Below are 11,953 nucleotides of genomic sequence, written 5' to 3' on the forward strand. Positions count from 1 at the left end.
ACACGACCGTTAAGCCCTCCAGCGCCGATGGTACTTGGACCGCAGGGTCCTGGGAGAGTAGGACGCCGCCAAGCAAATCATAGTATGACTTTACAGAGTCATGCTCAGGCTGTCGAGAGAGTCTCGACAGCTTTTTTTATTTCCAATCATTCAACATGGTATCCTATAAGGTACATACTGCGTATATACAAATTCATAATAAATACAAAAAAAGGCTGTCTTCTGACTTTTAAGGTCAAAGGAACAGCCTTATAATTTAATTTCGTAAACATCCAGAAGAAATTTTCATCTTGAGCTAAATGTGTGGATTACAGCGACACGAAGCACTGTTCCCATTGATCGGTAATGGATGCTTTGTCAAGCTGTTCTCCAATGAGCGTGACATATCCCTGGTTCACAGGAAGTTCGGTGGGCTGCCATTCTAAGCGACTGCCTGAAAATTGCAGAAGCATTGTACCTTCCTCCGGAAGGACACAATAACCTTTTGCTCGAAGCAGCGAGGAGCCTAGTCCGGTCAGAAAGTCTTCCAACCGTTGCTTTTCCAATGGTTGAGGAGAATATTGATGCAGTGTTAGGCTCTCTAGACGGGAAAATGAATGGGGCTGGTTGGAAGCAAAAGTATGGTTATGACTGTGATGATGTGCAGAAATCACTTTGAATGCCGTACTTCTGGACACACTGTCAGATCTTCCGATATTTTTGACTGGAACTGCTACGTATGACGCCTCTGCTTCGTTCAGCTGAGTCGGTGCTGATGCAGGTTGAGATACCTGTACAGGTTTCGCGCCAACGGATATGGAGGTCAATACAGGCTCCAGCAGTGGTTCGAGATCAACCCGACTGTACTCAGTAGTTTGCAGCTTGGCTGTATTGTTAAGCTTGCGGATATTCTTGACGACCTTCGCAACTTCACGGATACTTGCAACATCTGTCTTGTTCACCACGATGAAGTCGGCGGTACGAAGCTGTCCGTGCAGAGTCCGTACCAGCTCTTTATCTGCGGTGAAGCGGCTGTTGTATTCATGGAACAACTCGGCATCCACCACGCTGATGCTGTGAACCAGATACAGTCGATCCGCCAGTAATGGGGAGCGAAGCTCCTCCAACACCTGCTCGGGGTTGGCTACCCCGGTGGTCTCCATGAAGATCACATCTGGCTTTTGGTTGAGCAGGGTATGCAGTGCCCCAGCCAGCTCATTTCTTTTGCTGCAACAAATACAGCCCTCTAGTAGTCCCTCGACTGGCACATCAGGCATTTCCGCTGAAATAATAGCACTGTCTACATCATATTCGCCCATTTCATTCATTAAAACAGCAGCATGGAGGGGAATTTGGCGGGTATGGGCTAACAGCCGCAAAAGTAGTGTTGTTTTGCCGCTTCCAAGAAAACCACTGATTAGTATAACAGGAACCTTGCTCATCATTTTTCCTCCTTGGTGGGTTTAGTGTGCTGTATTCAAACGATCATAGGTAGCTACCGAGTCTGCTTGCGTATAGACATAAGGGGATTTCGGCTGCTCGACAGTCGTTATTTTATCGGATCGAATTTCAAGTATGGGTGCGTTGTCCTTTTGCGTTGTATGCAGTGTTCCTTCAATAGTGACCCAGGTATCTTTGTCAAAGGACGGAGGGTTCTGAGATTGGACGATAATCCCGAATGGCATGGCATCGGCAGTACAGCACATAACAAGGAATCTTCCTACTGCGAATAGACCTTTACCCAGCAGGTTGTCGTCTTTGTAGACAAAGCCAGTCACCTGTACTTTTTTTCCTTCAAAAGCGTGCTTATACAGTTCGATCGCTCCTATAGTTTCGGAGAAAATCTCCGGCTGGATCTGAATAATGGGTTGCTGATACAGACGTTTCGCGAGCTCGGCGAATTCTACATTGTACTTATCAGGTGGAACGAACAGCTTATCCAGCGCTTCCTGACTCCATTTTCCCTTAAGAGGGAGCGAAGTTGGTGTAGAAGATACAGTTGATAAAAGGGAGGAGGCGGATGTGTTCGTGGTTTGTATGTCTGTTTTTCGCCGGATATCCGGGTTGGGATAGGTGAAGGACATGCCTTTTTTGGCTGCCATATCACTGCCAAGCGCTTGGTTGGGCAGCAGTGAACCGAACAACAGCGGAATGAGCAACATTCCATATACGAGTGTTTTTTTGAACCAGCTCTGCGGTAACGGATGTTCACAATCGCAAACATCTTCACTTTCCTGCCCACCGACGATTACGTGCCATGCCATCGCCAAGGCGATGAACATGAGCGGCACAGGACAGAGCAAAAGCAGCTTTTGCATATGCGGAGCCAAGTAGTAATGAAGTGCACTCGTGTGTTGTAATGTGATGATGTATACAGCTAATCCGATCATGAGCAAGGAGCGCATGCCATATTGGCAACGGATACTAAAAGTTGAGTTCACGTCTATGTTCACCTCCCCAATAACCATTCAGCAGTTATAGAGCCTATCAGGACGAGTACAACAATAAGCAAGCCTAAGATCACGACAAATTTGGTGCGGAAGGTGCTTAGCAGCATGAGTGTGCCTTTGAAATCAAGCATTGGGCCGAGTACAAGAAAGGCTGCCAGCGGGCCCAGTGTAAAGGTATGTGAAAAAGCAGTAGCTACAAAGGCATCGGAGGTGGAACACAGCGACAGCACGTAGGCAAAGCCCATCATAAAGGCGTACGAGCCGACCGTTCCATTGCTTAACGAGAGCATTTCATCACGTGGGATAAAGGTTTGGATGCAAGCAGTCAATAATGCGCCGATAATGAGATATTTACTCATGTCCAAAAACTCGTCACCAGCATGTACAAAAAAGCCCCGCCAGGTGCGGTTATGCCGATGAGTTGGATTGTTCTGCTGCTGTTGGTTGAAGGAAAGTAACGACCGTTTGAGCGGATGCACACGCACACAGGCATATACGATCAATCCGATAGTCGCGGAAACGGCAAAGGCCAAACCCATTCGCACGACAGTGATCTCTGGGTGGGAAGGGAAAGCCATCATCGTCGCAGCCAGTACTACCGGATTGATAATAGGCCCACTTAAGATAAAAGTGATACCCATATAGGCAGGCATTCCCTTGAGCATTAATTGGCGAACGACAGGAATCATGCCGCACTCACAGATGGGAAATAGCATACCTAGCAAGGAGGCGAGCAGGACACCTGGTACAGGATGCGCAGGGGCTATTTTGCGAATCCATGTTTCTGGTACAAGCCACTGCAAAAGGGATGAGACAAGCACACCGATTAGGAGAAACGGAACAGCTTCCAGAAAAATACCCATAAATACTGTCTTTAATGACTGTAGCTGCCCTATATCTATCAAACGAAGCCACTGAGGAGATAGCGTAATAAGTACAGGGATGAGAAAGGCAAACGGAATCATAAAAGGCAGCATTTTCAACAGCGTACTGTTTTTCATTCCACATCTCCTCGGGAATAAGGGTTCTTATCTACATCCTATGCCTGTGTTGGGACAATCATGCTGGCGGATTAGGTCTAAATCACCTCCTATATTGACAATTCAAAGTGAATTCATATATATTTATGTTTATTAATAGTAATTATTACGATTAATATTCCATAAATGATTGCAAGAAGAAAACTTTTACGGTACGATCCATATTAGTGCTGTAAAGACAAGGAGGATTATATGATACCGATTGTTGTTTTATCCGGATTTTTGGGCAGCGGCAAAACAACTCTTCTTCAGCATGCGCTGGCTTACTACAAGGACCAGGGTCTCAAGCCAGCTATTTTGATGAATGAGTTGGGTGATGTTAATCTGGACGGCAATTTGGTGAACAACCAAGCCCCTATGAAGGAAATGCTTAGTGGCTGTATTTGCTGTACCATTCGCGGGGATTTGGGCGTAGAGCTCATGAATCTTGCCGAGGAATATAAACCAGATGTAATTGTTGTAGAATGTACCGGAGTGGCTAACCCGATGGAAATCGTAGATGCAGTGACAGATGCTTCTATATATTCTTCTATGGTTTTACAATCCGTTATTACGGTTATGGATGCGCGTCAATTTTTGGATTTTTCCTTGGGGAGTGAGAGAAACAAGTCGCTTCGTCTGATGCAGGATCAGCTGCGGTGCGCTTCCAAACTGGTTATTAACAAGAATGACTTGTTGACTACGGGAGAATTGCAGAAAGTACAGGCCCTTGTAAAAGAATTAAATCCCTACGCTTTGACTGTAAGCACGGAGCGGAGTGATGTAGATCCGATGGCCTTTTTCTCCATTCAAGGAGAGAAACGGATGGATGTTTCGCGGAAAAAGGATTCCATAGTTGATATTGCGAACGATCGTCATCATGCGGAAAATCGTTTTCACACGTATGGTCATGATGAACATACAGAGCATCGTCCTCATGACCATCATGAGTCTGAGCACCACGACCCTGACCACAAACACGGAGAGCACTATCATTCCTACGATCACGTAGTTGTTCATACGCATTTTTTTGGACAACCTGTGTCACGTTTTGAGTTTGAACAGTTGTTCCGTAGTTTGCCTGCGGAAATTTACCGAGCCAAAGGAATTGTTCGGTTCTTGGAATCGGAGGGTCAGATGATGTTCCAATTTGCCTATCGTGAACTGGAAATCATTCCGATCCGACCGCAAAAGCCAGTGAACGATGTAGCGGTTATTATGGGCGAGAATTTCTCTGCTTCTGAGATCGGAGAGCGATTGAAAAAGCTGGAAGCGGCCGCAAAGCCACTGGCTAGTTCATGAGTTCGAGAACGAGCAGCGTTTATTCATCCCAACCTAATTCTCAAGCTGACCTAGCAGGGAAGACTTCATGGGGATTTACGACAATTCTGCTGCTGCTAACTGCTGGGTTAGTGCTGTCAGTTACACTCGCGGTCATGCTAGGTCCTGTGGCTGTCGCTCCAGGGACAGTATGGCGAATTGTGCTGTCCCATCTTCCCTGGCTGGATCAGTGGATACCTGTGACTTGGAGCAAACCGGAGGAATATATCGTCTGGGAAATTCGCTTTCCACGCGTACTGCTAGGGGTTGTCGTAGGAGCAGGGCTTGCTGTTACCGGAGCGGCTATACAGGCATTAATTCGTAATTCGTTAGCGGATCCCTATATTTTAGGAGTCTCATCGGGGGCTTCAGTGACAGCGACGTTAGTTATTGTGTTGGGGGCTTTTGGATTTTTGGGACGACTTGCATTGCCCCTATCTGCTTTTATAGGCTCTTTAGCTGCAATGCTTATGGTGTTCGCGTTGGCCCGTGTGGCCGGGCGTATATCGACGACCCGCTTGCTGTTGTCAGGGGTAGCGGTATCTATGATGCTGTCGGCTGTGACCAGCTTTATCGTTACGATGGCTCCGAATGAAAAAGGTATCCGTGACGCGATGTATTGGATGATGGGAAGTCTGGCAGGCGCTCAATGGAATACGCTTTTTATTCCAAGCCTCATTGTAACCATTGGAACAGCTGTCCTTCTGACCCGATACCGTTCACTGAATGCATTGTTAACGGGGGAGGAAGCTGCCATAACGCTCGGTGTAAATGTACAAACGTTCCGCGTATTATTGGTTGTTGTCGCTTCTCTTTTAACTGGCGCAGTCGTATCAGTCAGTGGCTCGATTGGCTTTGTCGGGCTTATGGTTCCACATATCGTTAGGCTAATAGTAGGATCGGATCATCGACGTGTCCTGCCCGTGAGTCTGTTAGCGGGAGCTATCTTTGTCGTGTGGGCAGATGTATGTGCCCGGCTCGTGCTTGCTCCGCAGGAGCTGCCGATTGGTATTGTAACGGCGGTGTGTGGCGGACCCTTTTTTGTATGGCTGCTGCGGCGCAGTTCCTACTCGTTTGGAGGCGAAAAATGAATATAGAAGTCGAAGACGTGACCTTCAGTATTCACGATAAACGGTTGATCGACAGCATTAGTCTCCAGGTAAAAATGGGGGAATTGGTTGGACTGATCGGTCCCAATGGTAGCGGTAAATCGACGTTGCTTAAAAATATGTATCGTGTACTAAGGCCTGACAGTGGTTTAGTGACGCTGGATGGCCGGGATTTACTACGGATGAAGTACAAAGAAACGGCACGACAAATGGCCGTGGTGAGTCAGGATGCGCCCCAAACGTTTGATTTTTCAGTACGAGACATCGTCCTGATGGGCCGTCATCCCCATAAGAAACTGTTGGAAGCAGATAGCGCCCTTGATCATGAGCTGGTTGAACAGGCGCTGGAGCGGGTGGGGATGGAAGCTCAGGCGGATCAAAGTTTTGCTACTCTGTCGGGCGGTGAAAAGCAACGTGTGCTGATTGCTAGAGCTTTGGCTGGACAAGCGAAATTTCTCATTTTGGATGAGCCGACGAATCATTTGGATATTCGGTATCAGTTGCAAATTCTCGATTTGGTCAAAACACTTCAAATCACTACTTTAGCTGCGTTGCATGATTTAAATTTGGCGGCATTTTATTGTGACCGAATGTATGTATTAAAAGAAGGCAAAGTGGTATCTTCTGGAATAACGGAGGATGTGCTTCAGCCTGACTTGCTGCGCAGTGTATTCGGGGTGGAGACAGAAATTTGCGTTCATCCAAGAACCGGGAAACCGAGTATTACCTTTTTACCGGATTCGCTCAGAGGTGGAGCCGCCCACGACATTAACAGAACAAATGATGATCCGATGAAGTAAGATAAACTGTGAATGGAAGAGGAGACGTTACATATGAATAAATATAGCAAACCTGCATTCCCGCTGGTTGTGCTTGTTTTGCTGATGCTGTTATTATCGGCCTGCACATCAGGAAACACGGCTAAAAACACAAATTTATCTGCAAACGGACAGCAACCTGACGCATCGCAATCAACGACCGGAAAGAAGGCAGTAGAGATTGAAAATATGGGTGTAAAAATGGTATTTCCCGAAGCGCCCAAACGCGCGGTTACATTGAACCAGCATGCAACAGAAGTTATGCTGGCCCTTGGGCTGGAGTCTTCTATGGTAGGAACTGCATATTTGGATGACCAGATTTTACCTAAATATAAGAATCAGTATGATAAAATCCCGGTTCTGGCCAAACAATATCCGTCCAAAGAGGTGTTTATGGCAGCTGCACCGGATTTTGCCTACGCGGGCTGGAAGAGTGCCTTTAATGATAAAAGCTTGGGTTCCCGTGAGGAGCTTGCCCAACAGGGCGTACAAACTTATGTACAGGAATCCTCCAATAAGCCAGGTCCTATATTAGAAGATGTATATCGGGATATACTAAATATTGGGCGTATATTCCGCGTGGAAAAGCGTGCAGAACAGCTGGTAAATGACATGCGTGCACAAGTGCAGTCCATCCAGACTCAAATTGGTACGGTTAAACGGGCACCCAAGGTTTTTGTCTATGACAGCGGCGAAGACAAGCCATTTACAGCCGCCAATAATTACCTGACATCTTTGATTAAAAGTGTGAAAGCGAAAAATATTTTTGAAGATATCAACAAAAGTTTTACGGAAGTAAGCTGGGAAGAAGTCGTGAATCGCAACCCTGATGTTATTGTCATTCTCGACTACGGAGATACCTCATTGGCTGATAAAGAAAAGCTGTTGTTGAGCAAGCCAGCGCTGGCTGGTGTCGAAGCGATCAAAAACAAACGGTTCGTGGTGTTACCTTTATCCGCAGCGGCTGAAGGTGTGCGTGCACCGCTTGCATTGAAAACGTTGGCTGCAGGCTTGTACCCGGATAAAGTGAAATAAACAAACAAAAAGGTTGCCAAAACATTGACGAACCTTGCCCAAACTGTTAAACTTGCTAATGCGTAAAGGTTACGTTTATCAAGCGCTTATTTTTTTAATGCCAAATCGTAATAATTACGGTAGATGGTTTAGTGATCATAAACGACCTGGAAAATCTGCGGTATGATGACCGCTCAGATGGCTCCAGGCTTTTTAAAGGAAAAGGAGATTTGCGTCATGTTATTGGCCTCATTGGAACAGGTCACATTTGGATACGGAGATGTTCCTAATTTGGTGGATGCCAATGTTGAAATTTTCTCCGGAGAATTTGTGGCTATTACCGGACCGAATGGTGCTTCCAAATCGACGATGCTCAAGTTGCTGCTCGGTTTACTTCAGCCCTGGAAAGGCAAAGTGTTTATGTCCGACCGTACAGGTGAAGGCAAAAAGCTCGTTGTCGGATTTGTATCACAACAAATTGCTGCCTTTAATGGAGGTTTTCCAAGTACTATTCTGGAATTTGTCCGTTCAGGTAGATATACGCATGGCTCTTGGCTGCGCCGGATGCGGGCTGAGGATCATGCTTTGACAGAGCAGGCGCTTCGTCAGGTAGGGATGTGGGATTTACGGCATCGTAAAATCGGCGAATTGTCTGGTGGACAGAAGCAGCGTATATGTGTGGCGAGGGCGCTTGCTCAGGAATCGGATTTGCTCATTTTGGATGAGCCTACGACCGGAATGGATCAGGAAAGTCGATATCACTTCTACGATCTGATGAATCAGCAGGTTAAGCAATATGGAAGAACTGTAGTCATGGTTACTCATGGACTATCGGAAGTGCAACATTATTTGGATCGTATTATTGAGCTTGAAAGGAAGGAAGATGGCGGATGGAAATGCTGCACTACGACTTCATGCAGCGGGCATTTTGTGCCGGTGGGGTAATTGCACTGCTGGCCTCGGTGCTTGGAGTATACCTGATGCTACGGCGCCAGGCTCTCATGGCGGACATGCTATCGCATGTGTCGCTGGCAGGGGTGGCAGCAGGTGCCTATTTAGGCATTAACCCGACGATCACCGGATTTGTTGTGGCTGTGATCGGCGCGATTATCGTTGAATATGTTCGCAGGTCTTATAAAACGTATAGTGAGATTTCTGTGGCTATTATAATGGTAGGGGGTCTCTCGACGGCTGTTATTTTAATGAATCTGAATCAGAGCATCAACAAAGGATTTTCAGCTTATTTGTTTGGCTCGGTAGTAGCTGTCAATCGGACCGAACTAATGTTGATGATCATTGTGGCTATCATCGGAGGTATTTTCTTTTTCGTGTTCCGGCGCCCTTTGTATCAGATTACCTTTGATGAAGAAACGGCAAAGACTAATGGTCTTCCTGTCAAGTCTATCTCATTTGCGTTTAGTATTTTAACAGGGATGATTGTAGCCGCAGCCATGCCGATTGTTGGTGTGCTGCTTGTCTCCTCGCTAATCGTACTGCCCGCTGCACTGGCGATTCGAATTGCACCAAGCTTCGCGGCAGCTATCTGGATCTCTATGATCACCGCATTGATCGGCGTATTTATGGGATTATCCGCATCATATGAACTCAGTACACCCCCAGGGGGAACGATTGCTATGGTGCTGTTATTATTCCTGATCATAGGAGCTAGTATTCAAAAGCTGGTCCGTAAGCTCGGCAAGCAACAGGCTTCCCGACGTAAGAATGCGGCAGGCCAGTGAGTGTATAAAAAACTAACACATAAGGAGCTATGAATATGAATACATGGTTCAAAAAATCATTTGTATTGTCTGCAGGACTAGCACTTATTTTGGCCGGTTGTGGAGCTAAATCTGATCATGCAGCCACGAATGCATCCCAAGCCGAATCTAATCCGGCTCAAACAGCGGACAGTGGTAAAAAGCTGAATGTGGTCACTACGTTTTATCCAATGTATGAATTCACCAAGCAAGTTGCCGGAGATCATGCTAACGTAACTGCGTTGATTCCTGCGGGTGCTGAGCCACATGACTGGGAGCCAAGCGCCAAAGATATGGCACAGGTTAAGGATGCTGATGTATTTGTTTATAACGGGATTGTTGAAGGTTGGGCAGAACAGGCTTTGAGTAGTGCATCGAATGACAAGCGTGTAGTCGTGGAAGCAAGCAAAGGGTTGAACCTGATGGAAGGATCTGCTGAGGAGGAAGGAGAAGAAGCACACGCAGAGGAAGGCCACGATCATGTGCTGGACCCTCATGTATGGCTTGATCCAGTCTTAGCTCAAAAAGAAGTAGAAGCTATAGAAACAGGGCTTGCAGCAGCCGATCCTGCAAACAAAGCAGACTATGAGAAAAACGCCAATGCTTATATTGCTAAGCTGAAAGAACTGGATACCGAGTTCAAAACAGGTCTGAAAGATGTAAAACGTAAAGACTTTATTACGCAGCATGCTGCTTTTAGCTATTTGGCTAAGCAATATGGTCTGATCCAAGTACCTATTGCCGGTTTATCTCCAGAACAAGAACCTACACCAGACAAGTTGGCAGGTATCATCAAGTTTGCTAAAGAAAATAATGTAAAGACAATTTTCTTTGAAACGTTGGTTGATCCGAAGGTTGCTGAGACCGTAGCTACGGAAATTGGTTCGAAAACGGATGTGCTGAATCCGCTTGAAGGATTGACAGATGAAGACAAACAGAAGAATCTGGATTACATTGGTGTAATGAAAAACAATTTGGAGGCTTTGAAAAAAGCTCTGAATGAATAAGTATATTTAAACAAATAGTTCGAAAAAGACGTTGGCATGATAGCGGCGTCTTTTTTTGTGTCTGTTTAATGAAATTGTCCCAAGCTTCTTTCACCTTTAAATTCACTTGCATAGTGCTAAGGGTTCATGGAAGACCTAGTACTTTGTAATCTTCATGCTATAGAGATGATTTACGTCATTGCGAAACGTTTTTATTGAAATTAATGCTGTAGTAGCTAGTTTCAAATTTCTTTTATAATTCAATGGTAGCGTTTTTCTTTTTACAGATTCTTTCTATTAATATAACTAGTTTTTTCACCGATATTGAAGTTTGGACGTGCATATCATAAGACAACGGATTGGAGAGGTTAACTTGGCAACAGTCATAATAGTGGATGATTCTTTATTTATGCGTTCTGTGCTCAAGGATATTCTTATGGATTTAGGTCACTCTGTTATTGCAGAAGCGGAAAATGGGTATGATGCGGTTTTGAAATATGCACATTTTCGCCCTGATTTAATTACGATGGATATAAATATGCCTAAAATGGATGGACTTGAGGCTGTTAAAAAGATTGTAGAGCTTGATCCTCAAGCCAACATCTTGATGTGTTCTGCTTTGGGTCAGCAGGAAGCGATTATACAAGCATTTAAGGCAGGTGCAAAAGACTTTATTGTGAAGCCATTTGAGATGGAAAGGGTCGTGAATGCAGTCACAAAAATGCTGGATAATTAATGAATCAAGCTTTTAATACATAATTATTGAACATAATGAAGCGGGAGTTCCATGCTTATTTTTACGAATATGGAGATGAATAGGATGAGCAATCGAGTATTGTCTCAAAAAGTATTTATAGATGAACTGATCGCTACGATCAAGAGTGGGGGGCTTCTTCCTGTAAATTATGAACACCTTGTCAGTGAACAAAGAGAAAAAGTGGATGCTCTTAACAATGAACTCACCGTTCGTATTGAGGCATTAGAGACAGATTTGATCTCTGCTTCGACATTTTCTATTCCGTTTGCTAATGGTGAAATTATCTTTCTTGCTCGACATATTGTACTCATTGGGGATTATACCGAGGGCTACTTTGTGTTTTATCGAGCAGAAGACTGCGAACGCCCAGAGGAATATCAATTTTTAACAAGTTCTTATCAACTTCCTCATATATTGCTCGAACTATCTCATACTTTAAAGGAACATGGTACTAATGAGCCGCTTAATATTTTGACTTATTGGAATGGTCCTGTGTATCCGCTGAAAGATTTGAATAAAGAGGATATTAAGCTGTCCACCTATGAATTTTAAAGCGAGAAATATAACGGCGATTTATCTAGGGCCTGTACGCAAACTGTACAGGCCATAAAAATCTAGTAAAATAAGGAATATGAGACGAAGATATGAGTTAACAGATGAAGAATGGAATATCCTTGAACCCTTGCTGCCCCCGGCCCGAAAAAAACAAGGAGGACGTCCACCTAAAGATCGGCGTCAGATGCT

Annotated in this window: 12 protein-coding genes and 1 rRNA gene; 10 read left to right on the top strand and 3 right to left on the bottom strand. The window is 45.1% G+C overall.

The window, feature by feature from the left end; translation table 11 throughout:
- A 5S ribosomal RNA gene (rrf, locus tag AC5V8P_RS17435) occupies positions 1 to 74 on the top strand; the annotation flags it as partial.
- Between the two features lie 234 nt (positions 75 to 308).
- Here rrf and AC5V8P_RS17440 read toward each other — a convergent pair.
- The 3 genes from AC5V8P_RS17440 to AC5V8P_RS17450 are packed head-to-tail and all read right to left on the bottom strand — an operon-like array spanning position 309 to position 3,430.
- Positions 309 to 1,424 carry a CobW family GTP-binding protein gene (locus AC5V8P_RS17440; protein ID WP_064795773.1) on the bottom strand — a complete coding sequence of 372 codons (1,116 nt, stop codon included), beginning with the start codon at positions 1,422 to 1,424 and terminating at the stop codon, positions 309 to 311.
- Between the two features lie 18 nt (positions 1,425 to 1,442).
- Entirely contained in the window at positions 1,443 to 2,420 is a 978-nt protein-coding gene (locus tag AC5V8P_RS17445) for a TIGR03943 family putative permease subunit (protein WP_064795772.1), read from the bottom strand.
- Positions 2,421 to 2,428: 8 nt separating this feature from the next.
- A complete protein-coding gene (locus tag AC5V8P_RS17450; RefSeq protein ID WP_064795771.1) occupies positions 2,429 to 3,430 on the bottom strand; it encodes a permease in 1,002 nt (333 codons plus the stop codon).
- 231 nt (positions 3,431 to 3,661) lie between these two features.
- On the opposite strand from AC5V8P_RS17450, the gene AC5V8P_RS17455 reads away from it, so the two are divergent.
- From AC5V8P_RS17455 to AC5V8P_RS17495, 9 genes are all read left to right on the top strand, one after another.
- Complete coding sequence (locus AC5V8P_RS17455) at positions 3,662 to 4,750, top strand: CobW family GTP-binding protein (protein WP_064795770.1); 1,089 nt, start codon at positions 3,662 to 3,664, stop codon at positions 4,748 to 4,750.
- Positions 4,747 to 5,859 carry a FecCD family ABC transporter permease gene (locus AC5V8P_RS17460; protein ID WP_064795769.1) on the top strand — a complete coding sequence of 371 codons (1,113 nt, stop codon included), beginning with the start codon at positions 4,747 to 4,749 and terminating at the stop codon, positions 5,857 to 5,859. The genes AC5V8P_RS17455 and AC5V8P_RS17460 overlap by 4 nt, the downstream gene beginning before the upstream one ends.
- The gene (locus AC5V8P_RS17465; RefSeq protein WP_064795768.1) at positions 5,856 to 6,677 is read left to right on the top strand and encodes an ABC transporter ATP-binding protein; all 822 of its coding nucleotides are present in this window, start codon (positions 5,856 to 5,858) and stop codon (positions 6,675 to 6,677) included. Before AC5V8P_RS17460 ends, AC5V8P_RS17465 begins: the two co-directional genes overlap by 4 nt.
- Positions 6,678 to 6,710: 33 nt before the next feature.
- On the top strand, positions 6,711 to 7,730 hold the full coding sequence (locus AC5V8P_RS17470; protein WP_064795767.1) for an ABC transporter substrate-binding protein: 1,020 nt from the start codon (positions 6,711 to 6,713) through the stop codon (positions 7,728 to 7,730).
- Positions 7,731 to 7,946: 216 nt separating this feature from the next.
- Entirely contained in the window at positions 7,947 to 8,654 is a 708-nt protein-coding gene (locus AC5V8P_RS17475; protein WP_063212555.1) for a metal ABC transporter ATP-binding protein, read from the top strand.
- On the top strand, positions 8,600 to 9,448 hold the full coding sequence (locus AC5V8P_RS17480; RefSeq protein ID WP_064795766.1) for a metal ABC transporter permease: 849 nt from the start codon (positions 8,600 to 8,602) through the stop codon (positions 9,446 to 9,448). Before AC5V8P_RS17475 ends, AC5V8P_RS17480 begins: the two co-directional genes overlap by 55 nt.
- Positions 9,449 to 9,483: 35 nt before the next feature.
- Complete coding sequence (locus AC5V8P_RS17485) at positions 9,484 to 10,473, top strand: metal ABC transporter substrate-binding protein (RefSeq protein ID WP_064795765.1); 990 nt, start codon at positions 9,484 to 9,486, stop codon at positions 10,471 to 10,473.
- Between the two features lie 352 nt (positions 10,474 to 10,825).
- Positions 10,826 to 11,188 carry a response regulator gene (locus AC5V8P_RS17490; protein ID WP_064795764.1) on the top strand — a complete coding sequence of 121 codons (363 nt, stop codon included), beginning with the start codon at positions 10,826 to 10,828 and terminating at the stop codon, positions 11,186 to 11,188.
- An 84-nt stretch (positions 11,189 to 11,272) separates the two neighbouring features.
- The gene (locus tag AC5V8P_RS17495) at positions 11,273 to 11,761 is read left to right on the top strand and encodes a hypothetical protein (RefSeq protein ID WP_064795763.1); all 489 of its coding nucleotides are present in this window, start codon (positions 11,273 to 11,275) and stop codon (positions 11,759 to 11,761) included.
- The last annotated feature ends 192 nt before the right edge of the window (positions 11,762 to 11,953 follow it).

It is taken from the genome of Paenibacillus sp. N119s, assembly GCF_059447605.1.

Excerpts from the sequence above, each read along its gene's own strand:
- AC5V8P_RS17450 (WP_064795771.1), bottom strand. The coding sequence starts at position 3,430 with ATGAAAAACAGTACGCTGTTGAAAATGCTGCCTTTTATGATTCCGTTT.
- AC5V8P_RS17440 (WP_064795773.1), bottom strand. The coding sequence starts at position 1,424 with ATGATGAGCAAGGTTCCTGTTATACTAATCAGTGGTTTTCTTGGAAGC.
- AC5V8P_RS17465 (WP_064795768.1), top strand. The coding sequence starts at position 5,856 with ATGAATATAGAAGTCGAAGACGTGACCTTCAGTATTCACGATAAACGG.
- AC5V8P_RS17470 (WP_064795767.1), top strand. The coding sequence starts at position 6,711 with ATGAATAAATATAGCAAACCTGCATTCCCGCTGGTTGTGCTTGTTTTG.
- AC5V8P_RS17460 (WP_064795769.1), top strand. The coding sequence starts at position 4,747 with ATGAGTTCGAGAACGAGCAGCGTTTATTCATCCCAACCTAATTCTCAA.
- AC5V8P_RS17495 (WP_064795763.1), top strand. The coding sequence starts at position 11,273 with ATGAGCAATCGAGTATTGTCTCAAAAAGTATTTATAGATGAACTGATC.
- AC5V8P_RS17455 (WP_064795770.1), top strand. The coding sequence starts at position 3,662 with ATGATACCGATTGTTGTTTTATCCGGATTTTTGGGCAGCGGCAAAACA.
- AC5V8P_RS17485 (WP_064795765.1), top strand. The coding sequence starts at position 9,484 with ATGAATACATGGTTCAAAAAATCATTTGTATTGTCTGCAGGACTAGCA.
- AC5V8P_RS17475 (WP_063212555.1), top strand. The coding sequence starts at position 7,947 with ATGTTATTGGCCTCATTGGAACAGGTCACATTTGGATACGGAGATGTT.
- AC5V8P_RS17480 (WP_064795766.1), top strand. The coding sequence starts at position 8,600 with ATGGAAATGCTGCACTACGACTTCATGCAGCGGGCATTTTGTGCCGGT.